Raw genomic sequence first — 24704 nt, 5'->3', positions numbered from 1 at the left:
CTTCTCCCAGAATTCCTACTGACACCGGAAAATATGTATTGCAGTTGAAGCCTATACACCAAAACGTTGCCATTCTGTTGCACCGGATTTTATTTCGCCATTTATCCCTAAGTCATTGCTAAATGCCGGAATCTGAGTTATTTTCATGCAATCTAAATCTTACATAATCTTCTGGATATGGTCATGAATTTTAAAAGAAGAAATGCATTCCGTGGCAAAGCTGTTATCGGTCTGCTGCTAACCTCCCTGATCGCCGCTCCGTCCTTTTCGCAGGATCTGCCGAAAGGGGTGAAAAAGGTCACGTCTGTGGAAGGGATCACTGAATACAATCTGGAAAATGGGCTGAAAGTGCTCATGTTCCCCGACCCGTCCAAGCCGACTATTACGGTGAATGTCACTTACCTGGTGGGTTCTCGCCATGAAGGTTACGGCGAAACAGGCATGGCGCACTTGCTGGAACACATGGTATTCAAAGGCACGCCCAAGCATCCTAACATTCCACAGGAGCTCACAGAGCATGGAACCAGACCGAACGGAACAACGTGGTATGACCGCACCAATTATTACGAAACATTCTCGGCAACCGAAGAAAACCTGAAATGGGCGCTCGACCTGGAATCTGACAGGATGGTGAATTCGTTCATCGCCAAGAAAGACCTGGACAGCGAATTCAGCGTGGTGCGCAATGAGTTTGAATCGGGAGAAAACAGCCCGTTCCGCGTTTTAATGGAGCGTGTGATTTCGGGTGCATTTCTTTGGCATAACTATGGAAAATCAACCATCGGAAACCGCTCCGACATTGAAAGGGTGCCGATTGAAAATTTACAGGCTTTTTATAAAAAATATTACCAGCCGGACAATGCAGTCCTGACTGTTGCCGGAAAAATTGACGAAGCCAAAACGTTGGCAATGATCAATGATTATTTTGGTAAAATCGCAAAACCGGAACGTGTATTACCCAAATCTTACACCTCTGAACCGACGCAGGACGGAGAGCGTTTTGTGGAGCTGAAAAGGACAGGCGATGTGCAAATGCTGATGGCAGCTTACCACATTATGCCCGGCTCGCATGCCGACTATCCCGCCATGGAAGTGCTTACCGAGCTATTAACTGCTGAACCCAACGGCCGGCTTTACAAAAATCTCGTGAATACAAAGAAGGCTTCATCTGAATTCGGATTCAGCTTTCAGTTGTTTGATCCGGGATTTGTGCTTTTTGGAGCCGAGGTTTTAAAGGAAAAATCGCTGGATGAAGCCAAAAAAGCATTTACAGCCACATTGGATTCGGCTGCTGTTTTGAAACCCTCCAAAGAAGACATTGAACGTGCGAAAACGACTATTCTGAAAAACTGGGACCTGGAATTCCGTAATTCCGAAAGGGTAGGATTGAGTATCAGCGAAGCCATTGCAACTGGCGACTGGCGGCTGGCATTCCTTTTCCGGGATAACATTCGGAAAGTTTCGCCGGAGGACGTCTTCCGCGTTGCACAATATTATTTCCGTCCGTCCAACCGCACATTAGGAACATTCGTGCCGGAATCCAACCCGGTAAGGGCTGAAATCCCGGAAGCGCCGAATGTAGCGGAATTGGTGAAAGGCTATAAAGGTGAAGCCGTTGTAGCAGAAGGAGAGGCATTTGATCCGTCGCCAATGAATGTGGAATCCCGCACGACGCGCGTTGAAAAGCCTAATGCCATTGAAATAGCCCTGCTTCCCAAAACGACCAGAGGCAACGTTGTCGCAGCCAAAATCATATTGCGCTACGGGGATGAAAAGAGCCTGATGAACAAAGCGACCATTTCCGATCTTACGGGGTCCATGCTCGATAAGGGCACAAAAACAAAGACGAGACAGCAGCTGAAAGACGAATTCGACCGGCTGAAAGCGCGGGTTAGCTTCTTCGGGATTAATAACCAGGCTGGGGCGAACATTGAAACGACAAAAGAAAACCTGCCTGCTGTAATGAAGCTGGTGGCGGAAGTTTTGAAAAACCCTGCTTTTGATGAAACAGAATTTGAAAAACTAAAACAGGAGGAACTGGCCGGAATCGAATCGCAGCGGAGTGAGCCGCAGGCGATTGCATTCAACCAGTATCGCCGCATTGTAACGCCCTATCCAAAAGGGGACATTCGTTACGTGGGAACATTTGATGAAGATGTGGAGAGCATTAAAGCCACGACCATTGACCAGATCAAGCAGTTCCACAAAGATTTTTATGGTGCCAACAATGCTTCCGCAACGGTTGTAGGGGATTTTGACAAAGCGGCACTTCAAAAGATCATTAATGACGAATTCGGAACCTGGAAAAGTGCGAAACCATTTACCCGCGTTGCTTCCCCTTATGTAGCTGTGAAAGCAGAAAATAAAATGGTGGAAACGCCGGACAAAGCCAACGCCATGTTTATAGCGGGCCTTAATATGCCTCTGCAAGACACAGACCCCGATTATCCGGCATTGGTGATCGGTAATTATCTGTTGGGCGGAGGCTTTTTGAACTCCCGGCTTGCCACACGCATTCGCCAGAAAGATGGGTTAAGCTATGGTGTAGGATCACAATTCTCTGCAAGTTCTTTGGATAAAAGCGGCACATTTATGTCCTATGCGATTTACGCACCTCAAAATGCAGAGAAACTGGAAGCTGCATTCAAAGAAGAGATCGAGAAAGCAATGAAGGAAGGTTTTACGGCTGAAGAATTGAAGGCGGCGAAATCGGGTTACCTGCAATCCCGGCAGGTAGGACGCTCGCAGGATGCTTCACTGACCAACACATTGGCAAACAACCTTTACCTTAACCGGACTATGCAGTGGGATGCAGATTTTGAGAAGAAGATCGAAGCATTGACCCCGGAGCAAATCAAATCTGCATTTAATAAACACATTGATTACAACAAGCTGGTAATCATTAAGGCGGGCGATTTTGCAAAGGCCAAAAAAGGAGCGCCTGCTGCCGCTGCGCCTGCACCGCTGGGTGGAAGCGAGAAAAAATAGAGGCATTTAATATTAAGGAAGAATTAAACCGGCGGCAAATTGCTGCCGGTTTCTGCTTTTAAAGCAGTACATCTTTATCTTTGCCCAGTATATAAGGAAACCTTTATCGCTACAATGCCTCTCCAATGAAATTGATAAAAAACCTGACATTAAGATTACTGATTGCAGGACTCATCATCAGCCCCTCCGTTTTTAGTCAATCCAAAACAAAACCTGCCACGGCTAACCCTGGCAAACTTGCCCGGCCGAAGCTGGTTGTGGGCATCGTGGTGGATCAGATGCGCTATGATTATCTGTATCGCTATTACGACAAATACAAAGAAGGCGGTTTGAAGAGATTGATGAATGAGGGTTTCAATTGCCGGAACAACCACTATCATTATGCATTAACCGTCACCGCCGCAGGACATTCGGCTGTTTACACAGGTTCGCTGCCAGCCATTAACGGCATTGTCGGGAATGACTGGTACGATGCGCAAGCCGCCAAAACCGTCTACTGCACAGATGACAGCACGGTAGCAACCGTAGGAAGCAACAATGGGGCAGTAGGCAAAATGTCGCCGCGCAACCTGCTCACCAGCACCGTAACGGACCAGTTGCGGATTGCAACCAATTTTCGTTCAAAAACAATTGGTGTAGCCATTAAGGATCGAGCTTCCATTTTACCGGCCGGACACGCCGCATCAGGCGCTTACTGGTTTGATTCAAAAACGGGGAATTTCGTAACAAGCACGTATTACCGCGACAACCTGCCGGACTGGGTGACTGCCTACAATAATCGAAAAATGCCTTCGGAATACTCCAAAGCGGGCTGGAAGTTATTGTTGCCCGTTGAAGAATACACGCAGAGCACAGCGGATGATGTGGTTTGGGAAGGTAAAATTTCCGGCGAGCCAAAATCCATTTTCCCGCATGAGCTTATAGGAACTGCCGGTGATGCTTACACAGTGATCACCACTTCTCCGTGGGGCAACACCATGACCAAGGATATGGCGATTGCGGCTATTAAGGGTGAAAATCTGGGTAAGGGAGCGGATACCGACTTTCTGGCCGTAAGCTTTTCAACGCCTGACCGGATCGGCCATGCATTCGGACCTAATTCTGTTGAACAGGAAGATAATTATCTGAAACTGGATATGGAATTCGCTGACCTATTTAATTTCCTGGATACATGGACTGGAAAGGGCAATTACACAGTTTTCCTGACAGCGGATCACGGGGCTATGGATGTGCCTGCATTCTGGAAAGAAAACAAGCTGCCCGCTGGCTTAATGAGTGCGACAGCATTGACGCGCGCTGTTGTGAAATCATTGAATGATGCCTATGGAGAAGGCGATTACATTTCGGCTTTTGAAAATTATCAGCTTTACCTTAACAAGGCGCTTTTGAAGGAAAAGAAGGTAAGCGTTGCTGATGCTTACCAGGTTGTGCGCACCGCATTGCTGCCCATGGAAGGCGTTGCCGATGTCTTGAACCTGACGGACATTAACCGTGCTCCCTTGAATACATATCAACTGGAAATGTATAAGAACAATATTCACGCGAAGCGGACCGGAGATATTCAGGTAATTGTGCAGCCGGGCTGGTTCGCATCTTCGTATGCAACGGGAACAGATCATGGAACGCCCTATAATTATGATACGCACGTGCCGTTCCTGCTTTACGGTTGGGGTGTGAATAAAGGTGAAACATTGCGCCGGACGACCATTGCGGACATTGCACCGACGATTTCTGCATTGCTGCACATCCTGCCGCCGAGCGGCAATGTGGGCAACCCCGTTGAAGAAGCATTGAAAAAGTAGTTTTATGCCTTGCAGTCTTTATTGGTTGCAAGGTTTTTTGTTTAATAAATATTCCTAAACCGTGAGAAAAATTTGCTTCAAAGCAATGCTGGTGCTGCTTTCTGTATCTGCATTTGCCCAAACCCCTAAAAAAACAACGACTAAATCATCGCCACTCGCGCGGCCTAAACTCGTGGTTGGTATTGTTGTGGATCAGATGCGTTACGATTATCTGTATCGATATTACGATCAATATCAGGAGGGTGGTTTTAAAAGAATGATGAATGAGGGTTTCAACTGCCGGAACAATCATTACAGTTATGCACTAACCGTGACTGCTGCCGGTCACGCATCGGCCTATACGGGCTCGGTGCCTGCGATCAACGGCATCGTGGGCAATGAATGGTTTGACCCTATTACTAAGCAAAGCATTTATTGCGTGGAAGACAGCACAGTGAAAACGGTAGGAAGCAATAATACATCGGTGGGCAAAATGTCGCCGAGGAACTTGCTGACAAGCACGGTGTCTGACCAGCTTAGGATTGCTACCAACTTCCGTAACAAAACGATTGCGGTAGCGATCAAGGATAGAGGCTCTATCCTGCCTGGCGGGCATACAGCCAACGGTTCATATTGGTTTGATTCCAAAACCGGTAACTGGGTGACGAGCACCTATTATATGGACGACCTGCCGCAGTGGGTGAAGGATTATAATGCCAAAAAAATGCCTTCTGCCTATCTGCAAAAAGGCTGGCAATTGCTGCTTTCTGCGGATAGTTACGGACAAAGCTCACCGGACGATGTAGATTGGGAAGGCAAATTGCCTGGTGCCAAAAGGCCTGTTTTTCCCTATGATCTGGCTGGTTTGGCTGGCGATGCATTTGGTGTGGTAACGGATACGCCGTGGGGCAACACGATTACGAAAGAAATGGCCATTGAGGCGATTAAGGGAGAAAATCTGGGGAAAGGAAAGGATACGGATTTCCTGGCGATCAGCTTTTCGTCGACAGACAAGATCGGGCATAGGGTAGGGCCCAACTCCGTGGAACAGCAAGACGACTTCCTGCGCCTGGACCGCGAATTCGCGGAGCTTTTCGGCTTCCTGGACAGCTGGGTGGGCAAGGGCGAATACACCGTGTTCCTGACAGCCGATCACGGCGTTGTGGACGTTCCGGGATTTGCAGCGGCGCATAAGCTTCCTGCCGGGCTGGTCGAACGCAGGGTTGTAAATGCGACCGTCGATAAAGCATTGGATGACGCATTTGGTAAAGAAAAATACGTTCTGAGCAGAGAAAATAACCAGTTGTATTTCGATCACGCCCTTTTGCAAAAAAATAAAATAACCGTTGCTATGGCGACAGAAGTAATACGGGAAGCATTGCTTAAAGTCCCTGGCGTAGCAGACGTTTTGAACCTGACGGATATGGGAAAGGCGCCTTTGAACACCTATCAGCTTGAACTATACAAAAACAATGTGAATGCAAAGCGCAGCGGCGATATTCAGATCCTTGCCGAGCCGGGATGGTTTTACGGAACGCCGACGGGAACTTCCCATGGAACACCCTACAATTACGACACGCAGGTGCCTTTCGTTATGTTTGGTTGGGGGATAAATAAAGGGGAAACGTTGCGCCGGACTTCGGTTTCGGACATTGCGCCTACTATTTCTGCATTGCTGCACATTTTGCCAGCAAGCGGAAACATTGGAAATCCGGTGGAGGAGGCGATTAAGAAGTAAGTTGTTGCATAAAAAGAGGCTGCATAGGGGAGATGATCCCTGCTATGCAGCCTCTTTCTGTTAATATTTCTGTTTGACCTTATTCAGGATTCTTCGACAATGAGCAGAATTCCGTCAGCTTTTTTAATCACCACTTTACTTCCGGCGGTGATGGAGGTGTGGTTTTCGGAGTTAGCTTTCCATTCTGCGCCACGGTAATAGATTTTTCCTTCCCCCTGGGCCGGAATGTCCTTGATTACCATGGCCGTTTCACCTACAAATTCATTGTATTCCGCCGCGCCTTTACGGTCCAGCAACCGCCGCGCATGCTTGCGTAACACAAGCATAGAGACCAGTGAAATAACAGAGAAAGCAATAATCTGACTTTCAGTGCTGCCGAGCAGGCCTATGGCGGCCAGCAAGGAGGTGAACAATGCACCGATCGCGAAAAACACGAAAACAAGTAAAACACTGACCAGTTCTGCAATTAGCATGATCAGTCCGACGATGAGCCATATTTGCGGCAAAGACAAATCCATACTATTTCTTTTGTTCTGATTTAACAACAGTAAGCGCGGTGGCGATCAACGATCCCATATCTGCCAGGTTGGCGGGCAGAATAAGCGTATTGCCTGCCTTAGCCAGCTTGCCAAATTGTTCCACATAATTTTCGGCCACTTTGAGCTGCACCGCCTCCACGCCACCTTCCATTTGAATGGCCTGGGCCACCAGCCTGATGCTTTCCGCTGTGGCTTCCGCCACCGAGCGCAACGCCGCTGCTTCCCCTTCCGCCTCATTAATCTGTCTCAGCCTGAGACCTTCCGATTCCAAAACCACTTTTTGTTTCTGACCTTCGGCAACATTGATCGCCGCCTGCTTCTCACCGTCGGACTGCAAAATTACAGCCCTTCTTTCCCTTTCTGCCTGCATTTGTTTTTCCATAGCAATCAAAACGCTCTGGGGTGGCGTGATATTCTTGATCTCGTAACGTAAAACTTTCACACCCCAGCCCGTAGCCGCCTCGTCGATGGATTCCACGACGGCGCGGTTAATGGTCATCCTTTCTTCGAATGTTTTGTCGAGATCAAGTTTTCCTATTTCACTGCGCATGGTTGTTTGCGCGAGCTGGATCACGGCAAATGTATAATCAGCAATGCCGTAAGCAGCTTTTTTAGGATCAATCACCTGAATGAAAATGACACCGTCCATACGCACCTGCACGTTATCACGCGTGATGCAGATCTGTTCTGGAATGTCGATGGCGGTTTCCTTAAGCGTGTATTTATAAGCAATGCGGTCGAAAAACGGGATGATGAAGTTGATGCCGGGTTGCAGGACGGCGTAGAATTTACCCAGCCGCTCCATAATGTAAGCGGTTTGCTGTGGGATCACTTTCACGGTCATCAGGATCGTGAACACTACAAGGACAAGCAACACGATAAGTGGAGTGGTCATATCAAGTCAGGTTATGGTCTATTGCGAAAATAGCCATAACATGACTTCCTTCCTACTGCTTCCTGCATCAGTATTACGGAAACTTGCTCGTCGGCTTAAGATGGGGATGGATGGTTGCGGCTATATTACTATTTTAATATTTCTTTTGATATAACCATTTTTTGAATTTCACTTGTGCCCTCGCCAATGGTGCAAAGCTTGCTGTCGCGGTAGAACTTTTCGGCTGGATAATCCTTCACGAATCCGTATCCGCCAAAAATCTGAACCGCCTCATTTGCGACCCTTACGGCTGTTTCGGAAGAGTGATATTTGGCAACTGAGCTCGCCAGTGCCACTTTTTGTCCGGCATCCTTCAATGCTGCAGCGTGAAAAGTAAGCAATGTCGATGCCTGAACGTCGGTATACATGTCGGCCAGCTTGAAGGCAATCGCCTGAAAATCACAGATCGCTTTCCCGAATTGCTTGCGCTCCTTGGAATAAGCCAGCGCGGCTTCGTAGGCACCCAGTGCAGTGCCTACGCCCAATGCGGCAATGGAGATCCGGCCGCCATCCAGGACTTTTAATGATTGGATAAAACCATCGCCTACATCACCCAGCCGCTGCCGGTCGGAAACGCGGCAATCCTGGAAAATAAGCTCCACAGTTTCGGATGCGCGCATGCCGAGCTTGTCCTCTTTGCGACCGGATGTAAACCCTGGCGTCCCCTGCTCAATGATGAATGCCGTGGCGCCGTGCTTGTCGCCGGGCTCGCCGGTTCTGGTAATGATTACAGCAACATCTCCTGATTTCCCGTTGGTGATGAAATTCTTGGAGCCGTTGATGATCCAGTCGTCGCCGTCACGCACGGCCACGGTCTGCATATTGCCCGCGTCAGAGCCTGTATTAGGTTCCGTAAGTCCCCAGGCGCCTACGTTCTGGCCGGATGCGAGTTTGGGAAGATAGGTTTGTTTTTGCTCTTCGCTGCCGAACATTAATATATGATTTGTGCAAAGCGAGTTGTGCGCAGCCATGGATAATCCCACTGAAGGATCTGTTTTGGAGAGCTCAATGATCGCCGTCACATATTCTTTATATCCTAATCCGGATCCGCCGTACTGCTCCGGCACCAGCATGCCCATCAGACCAAGTTCGCCCAGGCTGTGAAACAATGTTTTAGGGAATTGCTGTGCTTCGTCCCACTCTCTGATATAAGGCTTTATATGGATCGCTGTAAAGTCTTTGACTGTCTCACGGATCAGGTCGCAGGTTTGTTCCCGCTGGCTTTCAACTGAATCCTCTTTTAGTAAGTCCATATTTGCTGATGATTATATTGTGTTGTTCAATGTTAGTAAGATTTGTATAAAAATCACCATCCGTAAACGAACAAATCCTACAAGAGGAGGTGAAGATTCATTTAAAAAAAGTTACTTTTGCATACCCCAAAAGCTAGCCGTCTTGGTTAAGTACAAATATTTAACGTTAATTAATAAGTCTCAAAACAGCTATATAATAATTATCACATTTTATGAAAATCGCAGTTGTAGGAACAGGGTACGTAGGTTTGGTTACGGGAACATGCTTCGCCGAGACGGGCAATCAGGTAACCTGCGTTGACATTGATGTCAAAAAAGTTGAACGTTTGCAAAAAGGCGAAATTCCCATTTATGAGCCGGGTCTTGACGTGCTTTTTGATCGCAATGTTGCCGAAGGTCGTTTGGTGTTCACAACCAATCTTGCAGAAGGAATTAAGGATGCAGAGGTTATTTTCCTTGCACTTCCAACGCCTCCGGGTGAAGATGGTTCTGCCGACTTGAAATATATCCTGAAAGTTGCCGACGATCTGGGACATATTATGGAACAATACGCGGTAATTATTGATAAAAGCACTGTTCCTGTAGGAACTGCTGAAAAAGTGCATGCAGCCATCGCAGCCAATGCAACAGTTGAATTCGATGTGGTTTCTAACCCCGAGTTCCTGCGTGAAGGTGTTGCTGTTGAGGATTTTATGAAGCCAGACCGTGTTGTGGTTGGAACTTCCTCTGAAAAAGCGAAGAAAGTGATGGAGAAATTGTACGCTCCATTGGTTCGCCAGGGTAACCCTGTTATTTTCATGGACGAGCGTTCTGCTGAAATGACAAAATATGCTGCCAACTCATTCCTGGCCATGAAAATCACTTTCATGAACGAAATCGCAAACCTTTGCGAAAAAGTGGGTGCTAATGTGGACGATATCCGTCGTGGTATCGGAACAGACAGCCGTATAGGAAAGCGTTTCTTATTCGCCGGAATCGGTTATGGCGGAAGCTGCTTCCCGAAAGACGTGCAGGCACTTGCCAAAACATCAAAAGATTACAACTACGATTTCCGCATCCTGCAATCAGTAATGGATGTGAATGATGACCAGAAGAAAAAGCTGTTGCCAATGGTTGATAACTATTTCGGAGGAAGTCTGAAAGATAAAACAATCGCTGTGTGGGGACTTGCATTTAAGCCTTATACAGACGATATCCGTGAAGCACCGGCTTTGGAAAACATTCAGGCATTGCTGGCAGGCGGCGCGAGAGTGACTGTTTACGATCCGGAAGCGATGACGAATGTCAAAAACATACTTGGCGATAAAGTAACTTTCTGCCATACACCATATGCAGCCCTGGATGATGCAGATGCACTAATGATCTTCACAGAATGGCCGCAGTTCCGTACACCTGAGTTTGAAAAAATGGGTAAGCTGCTTAAAAATAAAGTAGTTTTTGACGGAAGAAACCTCTATGAACTGGAAACAATGCGCGAAATGGGTTACACTTATTTCAGCATTGGACGCGAAAAAGTCGTTCCGGCCTGAGGAAGTCAAATTTCAACATTAAACCTATCTCATTTTAAATGAAACGTGTATTAATAACCGGAGCGGCGGGTTTCCTGGGCTCACACCTTTGCGAGCGCTTCCTGAAAGAAGGCATGTATGTGATCGGGATGGATAACCTCATCACAGGGGATATGCGCAACATTGAGCATTTGATGCCAAATCCGAATTTTGAGTTTAACCACCACGATGTTACGAAATTTGTACACGTGCCGGGAGAGCTGGATTACATCATGCACTTTGCATCGCCTGCCAGTCCTATTGACTATCTAAAAATCCCTATCCAAACCCTGAAAGTGGGCGCGATGGGAACACATAACCTGCTTGGGCTTGCCCGGGTTAAAAAAGCACGTTTTATCATTGCTTCCACATCCGAAGTGTACGGTGACCCATTGGTTCACCCGCAAACCGAAGATTACTGGGGCCACGTAAACCCGATCGGGCCACGCGGCTGCTACGACGAAGCAAAACGTTACCAGGAAGCGATCACGATGGCTTACCACCGTTACCACGAGCTGGAAACGCGCATTGTAAGGATCTTTAACACTTACGGACCAAGAATGCGCCTCAACGACGGACGCGTATTGCCGGCATTCATCGGACAAGCGCTGAGAGGCGAGGACATTACGGTGTTCGGTGACGGAACGCAAACTCGTGCATTCTGCTATGTAGACGACCTTGTAGAAGGCATTTATCGATTGCTAATGAGCGATTATTCGTTGCCTGTTAACATTGGTAACCCTGCTGAGATTACGATCGGAGAGTTTGCTGAGGAAATTATCAAGTTGACCGGAACGGATCAGAAAGTGATTTATCAACCCTTGCCACAAGATGATCCGAAACAGCGTCAGCCGGACATTACATTGGCAAGAGAAATCCTTGGCTGGGAGCCAAAAGTTACCCGTGAAGAAGGTTTGCGTATCACTTACGATTACTTCCGCAACCTGCCTAAGGAGAGACTTTACGAAGAATCCAACCATAGAGGATTTGAAAGTTTCAGCGCCTCAAAATAAGAGATACTTTTAGAAATGATAGTAAACAAAAAATCCCGCGGAAGCGGGATTTTTTGTTGGTAGGCTATTGATATTAAATCACTACACTTCCATGATCTCTTTTTCTTTCGCATTGAAAATCTGCTCCACTTTGGTGATAAAGCCATCGGTCAGTTTCTGAACGCGGTCTTCGCTTAGCTTAACTAAATCCTCCGCAATGCCTTCTTTCGTCAGCTTGCGCAATGAATTGTTCGCATCCTGGCGAATGTTACGGATGTTGATCTTCGCAGTCTCGATCTCGTTTTTCGCACGTTTCACCAGTTCTCTTCTGCGTTCTTCGTTCAATGGCGGAACCGAAATACGGATCATTTCCCCATCATTGGAAGGTGCAAAACCCAGGTTTCCGTTACGGATCGCTTTTTCAATGTCATTGATGATTTTTTTCTCAAACGGCCTGATCGCGATCGTCCTGGCGTCAGGCGTGTTGATCGTTGCCACATTTTGCAATGGCGTCATGGAACCGTAATAATCGATCTGAAGGCCTTCCAGCATTTGAGGAGATGCTTTTCCGGCGCGTATTTTACCGAGTTCAATGATCAGGTGCTTGATGGCGCCTTCCATGGTGTCCTTGGCGTCATCCAGATATAATTCTATTTCTTCCATTATTTTGTAATAATATATTGTATTACTGCTAGTTAGATATCAATGTTCCCACTTCTTCGCCCATCACCAAATCGTACAGGTTACCAGGCTTGTTCATATCAAAAACGATGATCGGAACATTGTTTTCCTTGCAAAGTGTAAATGCCGTCAAATCCATGATTTTCAGATTTTTAGACAATGCTTCGTCGAAGGTAAGTTGGGTGTATTTCGTAGCAAGCGGGTCTTTTTCAGGATCGGCTGTGTAAACACCGTCTACACGTGTTCCTTTTAAAACCACCTCGGATTCCGATTCAATCGCACGAAGTCCGGCTGTTGTGTCTGTGGTAAAATAGGGGTTACCCGTTCCGGCGCCAAAAATAACAACCCGTCCTTTTTCCAAGTGACGGATCGCGCGGCGGCGGATCAAAGGCTCGCAAACCTGCTCCATTTTGATCGCAGACATCAAACGCGTGTTTACTCCATGTTTTTCAAGTGAACTCTGAATGGCCATACCATTAATTACGGTGGCCAGCATGCCCATATGGTCGCCTTGCACTCTGTCGATGCCCGATTTTTCGACGGATGCGCCGCGGAAAATATTTCCTCCTCCGATCACGATTGCAATCTGAACGCCTACTTCGGCAATTCTCTTGATTTCCCGGGCATAATTATCAAGAATGTTGAAGTCAATAACCTGGCCTTTGTCGCCGCCATTTAGTGCTTCTCCGCTCAGTTTCAGTAGTAAACGTTTATATTTTGGTTCGGGCATGATTGTGAGATAGGTGTTTTCGACCGTAAAAATAAGCGTAGGAAGTTAAGATTAACAAGTAATTTATTGAAACTCGAGCAATACCTGGTTTTTTTCAACGATTTCACCAGCCGCAACCTTCAATGTCTTCACCACTCCGTTTCCGGAAGATTTGATTGTGTTTTCCATCTTCATGGCTACCAGCACGAGCAATGTGTCGCCCTTTTGGATCGTATCGCCTTCGGCAACGGCGACGGACTGGATGAGTCCGGGCATGGGTGCTTTCACATTATTAATCTTGGCGATGCTGGTGTTTTGCAATCCCATTCCTTCCAGCAGCAGGTCCAGCTCGTCTTTTGCTTTGGTATGAATGTGCTGGCCGTTGATGAGCAGGTGAAATGTTTTCTCTGCAGCATTGTGTTCGAGGACTTCAATGTTGTAGGATTTGTTTTTCCAAATGGCGTGAAAATGATTGTTGCCAAGCGTCGTAATGTCGCCATCAAACGTTTCGCCGCTTATGGACAGGTTGTTCTGCTCTTTATTGATCTCAAAAACATGCCCGGTAGCCGCGTCGTCACCATGTTCGGTTGCCGGCGCGTCGGATACAGCGATTTTCAGCATAATGCTTCGCTGTATTCGTGGACAACTTCCTGTAAAATCCCGTCGAGCTCTTCATAGGTCATTCCTTCAACCAGCCGCATGCGAAAGGGTTTGAAATGATCGAGTCCTTTGAAATAATTGGTATAATGCCTGCGCATTTCAAAAACACCCGCAACCGGGCCTTTCCAGCGGATCGAGAATTCAAGGTGTTTGCGACAAACGGCCACGCGCTGTTCCATTGTAGGCGGAGCCAGCTTTTCGCCCGTTCTCATATAATGTTTGATCTCGTTAAAGATCCAGGGATTGCCAATCGTTGCGCGGCCAATCATGATGCCGTCCACGCCGAACCTATTTTTGTATTCCAATGCCTTTTCAGGAGAATCCACATCGCCGTTCCCGAAAATCGGGATCGTAATGCGCGGATTGTCCTTAATCATTGAGATCAGTGTCCAATCTGCCGAGCCTTTGTACATTTGTACGCGCGTGCGGCCGTGAATGGATAATGCCTGAATGCCGATATCCTGCAAGCGTTCCGCAACTTCCTGCACATTTTTTGTATTCTCGTCCCAACCTAGTCGGGTTTTCACGGTTACCGGCAAATGGGTCGATTTCACCACCGCGTCGGTCATCTTGACCATTTTAGGGATATCCTGCAACAATGCAGCACCGGCGCCGCGGCAAGCCACGTTTTTCACCGGGCAGCCATAATTTATATCGATCAGGTCGGGATTTACGCGGGATGCGATCTCGGCGCATGAACCCATGGTTTCAATGTCGCTGCCAAAAAGCTGAATGCCAACCGGCCGCTCGTATTCAAATATGTCAAGCTTCAGCACACTTTTCGCCGCATCGCGGATCAATCCTTCCGACGATACAAATTCCGTGTACATCAGATCCGCACCGTTTTCCTTGCAAACCGCCCTGAAAGGAGGGTCACTTACGTCCTCCATCGGTGCCAGAAGCAGTGGAAAATCACCTAACGCTATGTTTCCGATTTTTACCATCTCACAAAGGCTGACGCCTATTCCTTATTTTTAAATTCATAATTAACTGTAAATTTACATCAATTATGCAAAATAGTAACCCTATTCAGTTAGTTTCCCGTGTACCCGGCATAGGAGGCAGTTTGTTGGTCCTCATTGGCTTTGTGCTCATTGGTATGGCGGTGGGCAATATCCTGGCGGTTATGGTGCTTGCGCTTTATTTGCATATGGATACCAGCAGCATTACCGGTGTTTTGACCCAATTACTAAGCAACCCGGGCGAAGTTCCCAATGGTTGGTATGCATTAATGTTGCTGCAGGGCACGGTCCATTTCTTCTCCTACCTGCTTCCTTCGCTTGTTTTCTGGATTTATATAGATCGTAAATCGATCGCTGAATTTGACTTCCGTCCCAAACCCGCTTTCAGGGTCTGGTTACTGGCTTTTTTGCTTGTTCTGGCTTTTATTCCGGTCAACAGCAAGTTTATAGAATGGAATGCAGCCATGAAGCTGCCGGATGCATTGTCGGAGCTGGAATTGTGGATGAAGGAGAAAGAGAATCAGCTTTCGGTGATGACGGCTTTTATGACGGAATATACACAGTTTAGCCAATTGCTGGTTGCATTGTTTGTGGTGGTTTTATTGCCTGCACTGGGCGAGGAAGTGCTTTTTCGCGGGGTTATTCAGACTAAGCTGATCAAGCTTTGGGGAAACCCGCATGTGGGGATCTGGGTTGCGGCGGCTATTTTTAGTGCTATCCATTTCCAGTTTTACGGATTTTTGCCCCGGATGATGTTGGGGGCAGTGTTTGGTTACCTATATTACTGGACGGGAAATATCTGGGTGGCTATACTCGCCCATTTTGTCAATAACGGCTTCGTGCTTGTGATGATGTATCTCAACAACATTGGTGCGGTGAGCATCGATGTGGAAGAAACGAAGTCGATGCCGGTGATGCTGATCTTATCTTCGTTGCTGGTTTCTGCTGGCATATTGTTTTCTGTACGGAAAACGAGCGCGATGCAGAAAGAGCCTTTACTGATGGATAAGGAGTTTTAAATCAATATCTTAATTATATATGGCTGAAAATTGGGTGAAGGCTTATCAGAGCGCACAGGTGATGCGGGCTGATATTGCCCGTGAAATTTTAGAACAAAACGGAATTGCAGCTGTCATCGTTGACAAAAAAGACAGCAATTATCCGGTATTCGGAATGTATGAAGTGCACGTGCCGGCTGGTGATCTTTCACAGGCCCAAATGATAATAACGAATGAAGGAGCGCTTAACGAATCTGAATAATTTACAGCAAAGGACAATCACTGCTCTGGCAGGTGTATTTGTGATCATTAGCTGCATCCTTTACAATGAATTGACCTTCCTGCTCCTTTTTTGCACCATCAGCTCGCTTACCCAACTGGAATTTTACAAGCTCCTTGGCCTCGACGGAAACCAGCCGCTGACATATTATGGAACATTCTGTGGCACAGTCATGATGTTACTTGCGTATCTGATAGAGCAAGACATTGTGCCATTTGAAAATTACTTCATAATCAGCCCGTTGCTATCGATGATATTCTTTATCAAGCTGTATAAAAAGAATGATCTGAAACCCTTTACCAACATTGGTTTTACGTTTCTGGGCATCATTTACGTGGCGCTTCCATTTGCCCTTATTATTGTGATGGCGATGCGTGGCGGGAATTATAATTATGAAATTGTACTGGGGAGCTTGCTTTTGCTTTGGGCTTCGGACATTGGCGGCTATTTTGCAGGGACGAAATTTGGGAAAAGAAAGCTTTTTGAGCGCATTTCTCCCAAGAAATCATGGGAAGGTGCGATGGGAAGTGCGGTGTTCGCGGCGTTTATCGCCTTTGCCCTCGGTTATTATTTCCGTACCTTCGAACCCTGGAAATGGTATTGCATCGGGGCCATTATTGTGGTAGTAGGCACTTACGGCGATCTGGTAGAGTCCCTTTTCAAGCGGAGCATTGCCATTAAGGACTCGGGAAGTAGTATTCCGGGTCACGGAGGCTTTTTAGATCGGTTTGATGGTCTGCTTCTTTCGGCTCCGTTTATCGTCACTTTTTTAAAGCTTTTTTCCTAGTAACACGAGTAAGTCTGTTCAGCAGGCAATCCGTGAGGCGGTAAGTCGTTTTTAAAACAGGAACAAAAGTTTAGCAACGATTACAAATGCATTTGGTTTAACATTGATTTTGGAATAACAATCTGGAAATGAAACGGAGTCTTTTTATATTTTTATTGATACTTGCAGGTGTAACTGGAGTCCGGGATTCGTATGCGCAGGGTGAACAAAGTGCAATTGTGTTTTCAGGGATGGTCGTAGGCGGCAAAACCACCGAAATCCTGCCTGGGGCAACGATTTTCATTGTAAACGCGGGACGGGGAACATTATCCAGAAGCGACGGTTCTTTCACGATTAAAGTTTTTCCGGGCGATAGCATTGTTTTTGGTTATGTAGGTTTCAAAAAACAATATCACGTTATCCCAAGGAGCTATAATTCAGATATTTACTCGGCCATTGTAGCGCTGAGAGAAGATGTGGTAACGCTTTCCGGCGTGACCATTTATCCCTATTCAACAGAAGAAGAATTCAAGAAAGCATTCCTCGATTTGAAACTGCCCGATCAGGCGGATAGGGATGCGTTGGCAAGAAGCACAGACCCGGACTACATTAACAGGATGGCTGCGCAGGTGCCTAACAATGCACAAACCAATTATCGCTATTCGATGGACCAGTTACTTTTCGGGCGTGAATCATCGGGTAATAAAGGCTTTGCGACCACATTTCCATTCCTGAACCCATTCGCTTGGGCCAACTTCATCAAATCCGTTAAGAAGGGTGATTTGAAACAAAAAGATTGGAGAAAAGACCTCAACGCGGCTCCCCGCGAGAACATTACAAAGCAGGACTTTATCCCTCCCATGCCTGATAATGATATTAAGAAAAACGGTCAGTAATATTTAAAGCAGCACAGGATCAAACTTTTTCAATGTCAGATTGCTGCCGTCAAACGTGGCGAAATGTTGCTGCGAAACCCATTCTCCGAGATTAATGTAACGAGATCGCGCATTGACCTGCATATCCAGGACGAGATGCCGGTGCCCGAAAATGTAAAAATCGTGGTGCCGCGTTTGCTCAACTTCTCTGCAATATTGAAATAACCATTCATGGTCCGCGCCAATAAAGCGCTCTTCGCCCTTGTTCACGTTGGCAATCCGGCTTCTTTTAGACCATTCCATCGCAATCCACATGCCCACATCCGGATGAACAATACGGAAGATCATTTGGAAAAAACGGTTTTCAAAAACCTTTTTCAGAAACTTATAAGTGCTGTCGCCCGGCCCGAGTCCATCGCCGTGGCCTACTAACATGGTTTTCGAAGTGCCTTTTGTATCAAATGTAAACGAGACAGGATTTCTGTAAATAGCAGCGCCAACTTCTTCTGTCAGATAGCCCGACATCCACATATCATGGTTTCCGGTGAAGATAATGAGCTCAATTCCTTTGTCGGAAAGCTCTGCCAGTTTCCCCAGCAACCGCACAAAACCCTTGGGAACTGCCTTTTTGTATTCAAACCAAAAATCAAAAATATCACCTACTAGAAATATCACCTGCGCATCGTGCTGAATGGATTCCAGCCAGCTTACAATGCGCTTTTCGCGCTCGCGACTCTGCAACGGGGACGGGACGCCAAGATGATAATCCGATGAAAAATAGGCGCGGCGGCCATCTTGCAGGGGAATCGTCTTTTTCTCAAAATGAAAGTTCATGCGGAATTTTAAATGCGCTGCAATTTACATTCACCGGCGTGATTTTTTAGCAATCTCTTTCTAGATTGCACGCCGTTTACAACTTATGATGATGAAAAGATTTTTTGCTTCCCTACTTATAATGTGCTGTGCGCTGTATTATGGCGCGCCTGTCTTCGCCCAGGTTGCGAAGAAAATCCCGGCTGATAAACAACGCGCTGCGCAGTGGCAGCCTGCCAAAGGCCAGTATTATTTCAGCCATTCGCTGGTGTATGATTACGAAAATAAAGCCGATCAAACCAAAGGCACCATCACCATTTACCTTGACCCGGTGAGTGGCGGGATGTGTTTCAAGAAAGAAAACAGCTTTGGAAAAGGCGGTAAGGACTTCGATTTTGTAATCGGGTTTCCGGATGGGAAATACATTTTCTGCGGCGCGGATGAGAATGGTAAAAAAATGAGGATTAACGAGGCGGTGGGCGCATTGAAGCCCGGGCCGGACACCAAAGCACAAGCCAGAGAAGATTTCTCGACCTACTGGGCAGCAACGGGAAACAAAAGGGATGATTTTGGTTTCGAAAGCCTGGAATACAATGTGAGCTTTGCCACTTCCGAGAACAAGGATACGGTTTGGCTGGCCAAAACGCCTTTTAATGTATATCCACTCTATGGATTGGAATTCGTAGAAAGTGCGGTCGCAATGCCGATTTCGTTTGATTATATGCATCTTTTGGAGCCTAATCAGCTCGTTGCCGAGATTAATTCCAAAGACACAATTTTGAAACTGAAAAGCTTCGGGCGTGATCCGCAGACGGTGTCAACGAAGGGATACACAGTATTCAAAACAGAATAAAAGAAAAAACATTTCCGTCCCTTTAAAGGGACGGAAATGTTTTTTCTTTTATTCTGCAACGGCTTCTGCTTCCGCGCGTTCCGCTTTTACTTCTGATAATGGCCGCATATTGGCCGGGATTTCTTGCTCGTCTTCTTCCGCTGTGTACGGGAAAACGTCCAGAATCGGCGTTAACACAATGTCTGTCGTCTCGTAGGGGATCAGGAAATTCCGCATGCTTTCGTTGATCCTGTCTAGCGCCTGCTGAATGCCATCGGCATTAACCAGCATCTGATTGATGATTTTCTTCTCTTTGCCGCTTTTTTCATCAACTGAAAAATAGATCACTTTCGCCTTAAACCACTGTTCACCTTCCTCGAAAGCGAACAAATCGGCTAGACGCATCCGTGAAATGCTCATTACGCTGAAATCGCTGGCACCGGTAACGATTTGCTTGTAAAGCCTGGCTTCGGATTCCGTGTACGAAACGGCATCCACCAGATAAACTTCATTGATCGTTTTTAGACTTCCCGCCTCATCCTCTTTTTGATACCGAATTTTCCCTAAATACCAGCTCGCCATATTTGTAGTTTTTATTTTCTTAAAAGTAGGCAAATGTAAACGCTTGGGTGAAGGCGTGCAAAAAATATAGTCACAAACTAATAATCGTTGCACGTTGCATGCGTTCTGATACCTACTGTTTAACTTGCGAAAAATATTTTGATAATGAAAAAGAACATTTGGGTCCTTGTACTCATGATTGTAGCCGGTGCGCTTTCCAGTTGCGGAGTAGGCCGCCAGGTTGCCGATGCGACAACATTTGGCGATTGTAAATACGACATTGCCTCGGTCGATAGCGTTTATCTGGCCGGAATTGACATTCGGGAATTTAAGAATATCCGCAGTTTCAGCGATTTTGACCTGGCGAAATATCCGGGACTTGCGATGGGACTTTTAAGAAAAAATGTGCCTCTGGATCTCAGGGTGAACATTGACATTACAAATCCAACCAAGAAACGCGCCGCGATCAACCAGTTGGAATACAAAGTGCTGCTTACCAATAACGAGATTTTCAACGGCTACCTGAGCCAGCTGATTGAAGTAATGCCAGGAACCAGCCCTACACGAGTTCCCGTAAGGCTTAATACAAATGCTTACCAGTTGCTTTCCAATGACAAAACGCGCGATGAGTTCGTGAACATGATCATGGCGCTGACCGGCAAAGGCGACGCAAAACCCGCGAAATTCCAGGTAAAAATCCGCCCAACGCTTGATGTAGCCGGAAAACAAGTTAATTATCCCGGATATATTACATTCGAAAAAGAAGTTACGAGTAAGATGCTCGCACGCTAAATTTAAATCACACAGTTTTGAGAATACTTGTAGACAACCCTTATCTCTTTCAATATTTCAGCCTGGTCATTATTCTGCTTGTTTTGTTTGGAATAAGCTTTTACAGAGGCCAAGTTACATTGCGAAAATGGTCGGGAATAGGCCTGATCATTACACCGGTTGTCTATTTTTATCTCATTCTGGAAGCCTACACATTGAATATTCCTTACACGGATGACTTCAATCTGCTGGAAACGATCCATAATTTTCATGTTGCTAATGGTTTTGTAGGCAAGATCGAAGTGCTTTTCGAGCAGGTCAATCAGCACCGTTTTGCATTTGAAAGGACTGTGATGCTGATCATGTACTTTTTCACGGGTACGGTCAATGTCAAAACTGAAATACTGCTCGGTAACCTCGCGTTGCTGGGCATTTTTTATTTGCTTTTCTTGTCATTCAAAAAAGAGCAGGTTTCCTGGTATTACTTCATTCCCGTTCCTTACGTGCTTTTCAATCTGGTTTATTTTGAAAACGCCGTTTGGGGAATCGCCGCAATCCAGAATACACCCCTAATCTTTTTCGCATTGCTTTCCGCTTATGGAATTGCAAGGAATGATCAGAAAGGCTGGTATTTAGGGATCGCTGCTGCGCTTTTAACCACATTTACAAGCGGAAGCGGCATCCTCACCTGGATCATCGGCGCGCTGATCCTGGGATTACAGAGAAGATTCAGGCTGCTTTCTATCTGGCTTGCCGTCGCCGTGGCCATTGTGCTTTTTTACTTTTTGTTTGATTACCAGGTTATTCCATCACACACCGGCTCCGTTTGGCCGCATCCGATTTTTAACCTCATTTTTGTGTTTGCCTTCTGGGGCAACGCGCTCTACCTGGACGTTATACATCCGGTTATCAACACGTTTTACGCCGATATGGTCTGGTGCGTGTTACTGGGTGCGGGCATGTTGCTTGTTTTTTGTATTTGGGTATTGCGACTTTTGCTAAATAAAAAACCGCTCTGGAGCGATTGGTTTTTGTGGGGTGCAATGATGTTCGCCATGGGAACAGGTGCAATGTTCGTGATCAGCAGGCCTATCAACACGTATGTGATGTATGGCGGCAATATATTTTCCCGGCGTTACATGATTTTCGGGGTTGCGTTGCTGGCAACGGTGTATATATGTGTTGTGATTTTGGTCAAGAATATCAAAAACCTCAGGCACATTGCCGTATTACTTGGTTTGGTTTGCTTTGTATCGCTGAATTTTGTGAGTTATTATACGTCGGTTGCCAGTATCCGACGGTTCCACGAGGATCTTGTGATCGACAGTTTTTACTGGAAAAACCACAAAACCTTCCTGACAACGGGCGATAATTTCGGGGACATTCCATTCTGGAACCATCCCACCAGAATGAGCAATCTGATCGATACATTAAATGCCAATAATCTGCTCAATTTCGATCAATATAAAGACTTTCCATCCCACCAGCATTTGATTGCTGAAACCGGACAAAAAGCGGATCGTTACAGGGGCAAAGTGGAGGTTAAGGTCAGTTATTTGAATGATGGCAATAATATTCCGGTCAAATTCCTGCGTATTCAGGCAAACGATAATGGGATTGGAAACCCGGTTTATTTTGCTCTGGCTTCCGAAAACCGCACCCTGCTCTTACCCGCACTTCCCGTGCCGAATTCCCCTGCTCAATTTTTGAAAAAACAAACTTATTACGGATCTGAATATCAATACTCGCTATATCGGACAAAGCTTCCGGCAGGTTTATTCGAAGTTTGGATGGTGGAAAAAGATCCCGCTGCGCCTGGAAAATGGAAATCCTACTTTACAGGAAAAAGTATTTCTTTGTGCGAAAGCAAAATTCATAAATAGCTGATATGAAAATACTTACTTACAATCTCAACGGGATTCGTGCCGCATTGCGGAATGGTCTGGTTGAATGGCTAAACACGGTTTCTGCTGACGTTTTGTGTTTCCAGGAAGTGAAAGCAACGCCTGATGTGGTAGATCTGTCTGGCTTGGAATCGCTTGGCTATGAACTCATTGGCTGGCATGCGGCAGAGAAAAAAGGTTATAGCGGAGTTGCGATGTTTTCCAAAATCCAGCCCGATATGGTTTCCGCAGGTTGCGCCATTCCAGCTTATGATGCAGAAGGCCGGATTTTGCGTGCGGATTTTGGAGATATCACTGTTTTGAACTGCTACTTTCCTTCGGGAACAAGCGGGGAAATTCGCCAGGGCGTGAAAATTCAGTTTTTGGGTGACTTCTTTGATTGGGTTACTGAGCTGAGAAAAGAACGCCCTAACCTCATCATTTGCGGGGACTACAACATTGCGCATAACGAAATCGACATTCATGATCCGGTCAGGAATAAGAAAATGTCCGGCTTTCTCCCCGAGGAGCGGGAATGGATGACGAAATGGTTCAGTAACGGCTACACCGACGCATTCCGTTTCAAAAATCCCGAACTGCGCGAATATTCCTGGTGGACTTACCGCGCAGGCGCCCGCGGCACCAACAAAGGCTGGCGCATCGACTACATTTCTGTTGCCGATAGTTTGAAAGATCGCATCATTTCCAGCCGGCAAATAAATGACGCCGTCCACTCGGACCATTGTCCGGTGTGGTTAGAAATTGAATCGCCATATTCGCGCACCGACTCATAAATTTCGTATTTTTGATTAAAGCAAGATTCAAACCAAAAGCGTTATGGACATGCCAATGCCGGTAACTATGAAGATGGGCGACCTGATGAGTGAAGAAGAATTCTTCCAGTTTTGCCAAATGAACGACACACTAGAGTTCGAAAGGGACTCGCAAGGAAATATTATACTTATGTCTCCAACCGGAATATTTACAGGTGAATTCAATTCCCAGGTTTTAATCGAACTGGGGATCTGGAATAGAGAAAATCATTTAGGCAAAGTTTTCGATTCGTCTACTGGTTTTACATTACCTAATGGCGCAGTACGATCGCCGGATGTTTCATTCGTGACAAGCGAAAAATGGGACGCGCTTTCTAAAGACGAGCTGGAAACTTTTGGGCATGTTTGCCCTGACTTCGTAGTTGAAATCCGATCTAAGTCTGATGGCTTGCGTTATTTACAGGATAAAATGAATGAGTTTATCGCCAATGGCACCAAGCTTGGCTGGCTGATCGATCGGTTTGATAACAAAATTCATGTTTACAAAGCTGATCAATCTATTGTCATTCATGATACATTGGATGTGACGCTTACAGGAGAAGATATTTTGCCCGGTTTTTCTCTAAATCCAGGCGCGCTTCTAAAATAACAGCGCTGAATCATCCTAATTTCCTTTCAATTTGTTTCGTTACTTCTTCATTTACAAGCCATTCGGAATGCTTTCACAATTTTCTCGTGAAGGCGATCATCCTACGCTTGCGGATCTTGATTTTGAGTTTCCCAAAGACATTTATCCCGTTGGGCGGTTGGATGCGGATAGTGAAGGATTGCTGCTGCTTACCAATGATAATTTCCTAAAAACAAAGGTTTTGGATCCAAAAAACAAACATTCCAAAACGTATTATGCGCAGGTTGAAGGCACTATTACTGAGGAGGCATGCGCAAGGCTCCGCGACGGCGTGCAAATATCGATTAACGGCAAAAAGCACTTAACGCTCCCTGCGGAAATCTCGCCGATTGACGAACCAACATTGCCTGAACGCAATCCACCCATCCGTTTCCGCCAGAACATTCCTGTTTCCTGGGTTTCCATTTCCATAGGCGAGGGCAAAAACAGGCAAGTAAGACGCATGACCGCCGCGGCCGGTTTTCCAACATTGCGGCTCGTGCGCTGGTCAATTGGAAAAATTTCTCTCGCTGATAAAACGGGTGAATTTCCTAAACCAGGGGACGTGTGGGAAGTTACGGCCAAAGACGTGCGCCGCGTATACGATTGAGATAACTGCTGCTTTCACAAAACCTTGGCCCAATGTTGCCAAACCGGAGAGAAGGCTTAATTTTGTACATATCCTTTTCTTAAAATAAGGC

24 protein-coding genes are annotated in these 24704 nt (G+C 46.3%); 15 read left to right on the top strand and 9 right to left on the bottom strand.

All coding sequences use genetic code 11. The features are described 5' to 3' along the window. Nucleotides 1-177 precede the first annotated feature (177 nt). The 3 genes from LZG74_RS15090 (at nucleotide 178) to pafA (LZG74_RS15080) (ending at nucleotide 6507) form a co-directional block, all read left to right on the top strand. Entirely contained in the window at nucleotides 178-2988 is a 2811-nt protein-coding gene (locus tag LZG74_RS15090; protein WP_233797372.1) for a pitrilysin family protein, read from the top strand. A gap of 125 nt (nucleotides 2989-3113) precedes the next feature. Continuing rightward, the gene (gene pafA / locus LZG74_RS15085; RefSeq protein ID WP_233797371.1) at nucleotides 3114-4790 is read left to right on the top strand and encodes an alkaline phosphatase PafA; all 1677 of its coding nucleotides are present in this window, start codon (nucleotides 3114-3116) and stop codon (nucleotides 4788-4790) included. An 85-nt stretch (nucleotides 4791-4875) separates the two neighbouring features. Further along, nucleotides 4876-6507 (top strand): alkaline phosphatase PafA, encoded by a 1632-nt coding sequence (gene pafA, locus LZG74_RS15080; protein ID WP_233797389.1) that lies wholly within the window; start codon nucleotides 4876-4878, stop codon nucleotides 6505-6507. An 83-nt stretch (nucleotides 6508-6590) separates the two neighbouring features. Here pafA (LZG74_RS15080) and LZG74_RS15075 read toward each other — a convergent pair whose 3' ends face one another. From LZG74_RS15075 to LZG74_RS15065, 3 genes are all read right to left on the bottom strand, one after another. Beyond that, entirely contained in the window at nucleotides 6591-7025 is a 435-nt protein-coding gene (locus tag LZG74_RS15075; protein ID WP_026628537.1) for an NfeD family protein, read from the bottom strand. A gap of 1 nt (nucleotide 7026) precedes the next feature. Beyond that, nucleotides 7027-7941: an SPFH domain-containing protein gene (locus LZG74_RS15070; protein ID WP_233797370.1), complete on the bottom strand. Its 915-nt coding sequence runs from the start codon at nucleotides 7939-7941 to the stop codon at nucleotides 7027-7029. A 128-nt stretch (nucleotides 7942-8069) separates the two neighbouring features. Then, on the bottom strand, nucleotides 8070-9233 hold the full coding sequence (locus tag LZG74_RS15065) for an acyl-CoA dehydrogenase family protein (protein ID WP_233797369.1): 1164 nt from the start codon (nucleotides 9231-9233) through the stop codon (nucleotides 8070-8072). 212 nt (nucleotides 9234-9445) lie between these two features. Between LZG74_RS15065 and LZG74_RS15060 the strand changes: the two genes are divergently transcribed. Both LZG74_RS15060 and LZG74_RS15055 read left to right on the top strand, forming a co-directional pair. Then, nucleotides 9446-10762, top strand: coding sequence for a UDP-glucose/GDP-mannose dehydrogenase family protein (locus LZG74_RS15060; RefSeq protein ID WP_233797368.1), 1317 nt, complete (start codon nucleotides 9446-9448; stop codon nucleotides 10760-10762). A gap of 38 nt (nucleotides 10763-10800) precedes the next feature. Beyond that, nucleotides 10801-11793, top strand: a complete 993-nt coding sequence (locus LZG74_RS15055; protein ID WP_026628533.1) for a UDP-glucuronic acid decarboxylase family protein — start codon at nucleotides 10801-10803, stop codon at nucleotides 11791-11793. An 81-nt stretch (nucleotides 11794-11874) separates the two neighbouring features. On the opposite strand, the gene frr is transcribed toward LZG74_RS15055, so the two are convergent. From frr to dusB, 4 genes are all read right to left on the bottom strand, one after another. Further along, entirely contained in the window at nucleotides 11875-12435 is a 561-nt protein-coding gene (gene frr / locus LZG74_RS15050) for a ribosome recycling factor (protein WP_233797367.1), read from the bottom strand. Nucleotides 12436-12463: 28 nt separating this feature from the next. Next, the gene (gene pyrH, locus LZG74_RS15045) at nucleotides 12464-13183 is read right to left on the bottom strand and encodes a UMP kinase (protein ID WP_026628531.1); all 720 of its coding nucleotides are present in this window, start codon (nucleotides 13181-13183) and stop codon (nucleotides 12464-12466) included. A gap of 63 nt (nucleotides 13184-13246) precedes the next feature. Continuing rightward, the gene (locus LZG74_RS15040; RefSeq protein ID WP_233797366.1) at nucleotides 13247-13783 is read right to left on the bottom strand and encodes an acetyl-CoA carboxylase biotin carboxyl carrier protein subunit; all 537 of its coding nucleotides are present in this window, start codon (nucleotides 13781-13783) and stop codon (nucleotides 13247-13249) included. Beyond that, nucleotides 13777-14766: a tRNA dihydrouridine synthase DusB gene (gene dusB / locus LZG74_RS15035; protein ID WP_233797365.1), complete on the bottom strand. Its 990-nt coding sequence runs from the start codon at nucleotides 14764-14766 to the stop codon at nucleotides 13777-13779. Before dusB ends, LZG74_RS15040 begins: the two co-directional genes overlap by 7 nt. 65 nt (nucleotides 14767-14831) lie before the next feature. Between dusB and LZG74_RS15030 the strand changes: the two genes are divergently transcribed. The 4 genes from LZG74_RS15030 (at nucleotide 14832) to LZG74_RS15015 (ending at nucleotide 17724) form a co-directional block, all read left to right on the top strand. Continuing rightward, the gene (locus LZG74_RS15030; RefSeq protein ID WP_233797364.1) at nucleotides 14832-15803 is read left to right on the top strand and encodes a CPBP family intramembrane glutamic endopeptidase; all 972 of its coding nucleotides are present in this window, start codon (nucleotides 14832-14834) and stop codon (nucleotides 15801-15803) included. A gap of 19 nt (nucleotides 15804-15822) precedes the next feature. Then, on the top strand, nucleotides 15823-16044 hold the full coding sequence (locus tag LZG74_RS15025; RefSeq protein ID WP_026628527.1) for a putative signal transducing protein: 222 nt from the start codon (nucleotides 15823-15825) through the stop codon (nucleotides 16042-16044). After that, nucleotides 16016-16849, top strand: a complete 834-nt coding sequence (locus tag LZG74_RS15020; protein ID WP_233797363.1) for a phosphatidate cytidylyltransferase — start codon at nucleotides 16016-16018, stop codon at nucleotides 16847-16849. The genes LZG74_RS15025 and LZG74_RS15020 overlap by 29 nt, the downstream gene beginning before the upstream one ends. A 128-nt stretch (nucleotides 16850-16977) precedes the next feature. Further along, a complete protein-coding gene (locus tag LZG74_RS15015; RefSeq protein ID WP_026628525.1) occupies nucleotides 16978-17724 on the top strand; it encodes a carboxypeptidase-like regulatory domain-containing protein in 747 nt (248 codons plus the stop codon). Between the two features lie 3 nt (nucleotides 17725-17727). Here LZG74_RS15015 and LZG74_RS15010 read toward each other — a convergent pair whose 3' ends face one another. Continuing rightward, the gene (locus LZG74_RS15010; RefSeq protein ID WP_233797362.1) at nucleotides 17728-18537 is read right to left on the bottom strand and encodes a UDP-2,3-diacylglucosamine diphosphatase; all 810 of its coding nucleotides are present in this window, start codon (nucleotides 18535-18537) and stop codon (nucleotides 17728-17730) included. Between the two features lie 91 nt (nucleotides 18538-18628). Here LZG74_RS15010 and LZG74_RS15005 point away from each other — a divergent pair, with 91 nt between their 5' ends. After that, a complete protein-coding gene (locus LZG74_RS15005; RefSeq protein WP_233797361.1) occupies nucleotides 18629-19369 on the top strand; it encodes a hypothetical protein in 741 nt (246 codons plus the stop codon). A gap of 48 nt (nucleotides 19370-19417) precedes the next feature. On the opposite strand, the gene LZG74_RS15000 is transcribed toward LZG74_RS15005, so the two are convergent. Then, entirely contained in the window at nucleotides 19418-19930 is a 513-nt protein-coding gene (locus LZG74_RS15000) for a DUF4494 domain-containing protein (RefSeq protein ID WP_026628522.1), read from the bottom strand. A 144-nt stretch (nucleotides 19931-20074) separates the two neighbouring features. On the opposite strand from LZG74_RS15000, the gene LZG74_RS14995 reads away from it, so the two are divergent. Genes LZG74_RS14995 through LZG74_RS14975 form a run of 5 tightly spaced genes read left to right on the top strand, consistent with a single transcriptional unit; the run spans nucleotide 20075 to nucleotide 24613 of the window. After that, nucleotides 20075-20701: a hypothetical protein gene (locus LZG74_RS14995; RefSeq protein WP_233797360.1), complete on the top strand. Its 627-nt coding sequence runs from the start codon at nucleotides 20075-20077 to the stop codon at nucleotides 20699-20701. Nucleotides 20702-20718: 17 nt separating this feature from the next. Then, entirely contained in the window at nucleotides 20719-22563 is a 1845-nt protein-coding gene (locus LZG74_RS14990) for a hypothetical protein (protein ID WP_233797359.1), read from the top strand. 5 nt (nucleotides 22564-22568) lie between these two features. After that, nucleotides 22569-23357, top strand: a complete 789-nt coding sequence (locus LZG74_RS14985; protein ID WP_233797358.1) for an exodeoxyribonuclease III — start codon at nucleotides 22569-22571, stop codon at nucleotides 23355-23357. Between the two features lie 43 nt (nucleotides 23358-23400). Continuing rightward, complete coding sequence (locus LZG74_RS14980) at nucleotides 23401-23985, top strand: Uma2 family endonuclease (protein WP_233797357.1); 585 nt, start codon at nucleotides 23401-23403, stop codon at nucleotides 23983-23985. A 31-nt stretch (nucleotides 23986-24016) separates the two neighbouring features. Continuing rightward, nucleotides 24017-24613, top strand: coding sequence for a pseudouridine synthase (locus LZG74_RS14975; RefSeq protein WP_255699306.1), 597 nt, complete (start codon nucleotides 24017-24019; stop codon nucleotides 24611-24613). The last annotated feature ends 91 nt before the right edge of the window (nucleotides 24614-24704 follow it).

Source organism: Dyadobacter sp. CY327 (assembly GCF_021390415.1).
In the GTDB taxonomy this organism is placed as follows: Bacteria; Bacteroidota; Bacteroidia; order Cytophagales; family Spirosomataceae; genus Dyadobacter; species Dyadobacter chenhuakuii.
Note: the sequence above shows the minus strand (reverse complement) of the source record. Positions and strands in the feature narration are given on the sequence as shown.

Excerpts from the sequence above, each read along its gene's own strand:
- LZG74_RS15055 (WP_026628533.1), top strand. The coding sequence starts at position 10,801 with ATGAAACGTGTATTAATAACCGGAGCGGCGGGTTTCCTGGGCTCACAC.
- LZG74_RS15025 (WP_026628527.1), top strand. The coding sequence starts at position 15,823 with ATGGCTGAAAATTGGGTGAAGGCTTATCAGAGCGCACAGGTGATGCGG.
- LZG74_RS15090 (WP_233797372.1), top strand. The coding sequence starts at position 178 with ATGGTCATGAATTTTAAAAGAAGAAATGCATTCCGTGGCAAAGCTGTT.
- LZG74_RS14995 (WP_233797360.1), top strand. The coding sequence starts at position 20,075 with ATGAAAAAGAACATTTGGGTCCTTGTACTCATGATTGTAGCCGGTGCG.
- LZG74_RS15075 (WP_026628537.1), bottom strand. The coding sequence starts at position 7,025 with ATGGATTTGTCTTTGCCGCAAATATGGCTCATCGTCGGACTGATCATG.
- LZG74_RS15005 (WP_233797361.1), top strand. The coding sequence starts at position 18,629 with ATGAAAAGATTTTTTGCTTCCCTACTTATAATGTGCTGTGCGCTGTAT.
- LZG74_RS15060 (WP_233797368.1), top strand. The coding sequence starts at position 9,446 with ATGAAAATCGCAGTTGTAGGAACAGGGTACGTAGGTTTGGTTACGGGA.
- LZG74_RS15000 (WP_026628522.1), bottom strand. The coding sequence starts at position 19,930 with ATGGCGAGCTGGTATTTAGGGAAAATTCGGTATCAAAAAGAGGATGAG.
- LZG74_RS14985 (WP_233797358.1), top strand. The coding sequence starts at position 22,569 with ATGAAAATACTTACTTACAATCTCAACGGGATTCGTGCCGCATTGCGG.
- LZG74_RS14980 (WP_233797357.1), top strand. The coding sequence starts at position 23,401 with ATGGACATGCCAATGCCGGTAACTATGAAGATGGGCGACCTGATGAGT.
- dusB (WP_233797365.1), bottom strand. The coding sequence starts at position 14,766 with ATGGTAAAAATCGGAAACATAGCGTTAGGTGATTTTCCACTGCTTCTG.
- LZG74_RS15030 (WP_233797364.1), top strand. The coding sequence starts at position 14,832 with ATGCAAAATAGTAACCCTATTCAGTTAGTTTCCCGTGTACCCGGCATA.
- LZG74_RS15040 (WP_233797366.1), bottom strand. The coding sequence starts at position 13,783 with ATGCTGAAAATCGCTGTATCCGACGCGCCGGCAACCGAACATGGTGAC.
- pafA (WP_233797389.1), top strand. The coding sequence starts at position 4,876 with ATGCTGGTGCTGCTTTCTGTATCTGCATTTGCCCAAACCCCTAAAAAA.
- LZG74_RS15070 (WP_233797370.1), bottom strand. The coding sequence starts at position 7,941 with ATGACCACTCCACTTATCGTGTTGCTTGTCCTTGTAGTGTTCACGATC.
- frr (WP_233797367.1), bottom strand. The coding sequence starts at position 12,435 with ATGGAAGAAATAGAATTATATCTGGATGACGCCAAGGACACCATGGAA.
- pyrH (WP_026628531.1), bottom strand. The coding sequence starts at position 13,183 with ATGCCCGAACCAAAATATAAACGTTTACTACTGAAACTGAGCGGAGAA.
- LZG74_RS15010 (WP_233797362.1), bottom strand. The coding sequence starts at position 18,537 with ATGAACTTTCATTTTGAGAAAAAGACGATTCCCCTGCAAGATGGCCGC.
- LZG74_RS15015 (WP_026628525.1), top strand. The coding sequence starts at position 16,978 with ATGAAACGGAGTCTTTTTATATTTTTATTGATACTTGCAGGTGTAACT.
- LZG74_RS15020 (WP_233797363.1), top strand. The coding sequence starts at position 16,016 with ATGAAGGAGCGCTTAACGAATCTGAATAATTTACAGCAAAGGACAATC.
- pafA (WP_233797371.1), top strand. The coding sequence starts at position 3,114 with ATGAAATTGATAAAAAACCTGACATTAAGATTACTGATTGCAGGACTC.
- LZG74_RS15065 (WP_233797369.1), bottom strand. The coding sequence starts at position 9,233 with ATGGACTTACTAAAAGAGGATTCAGTTGAAAGCCAGCGGGAACAAACC.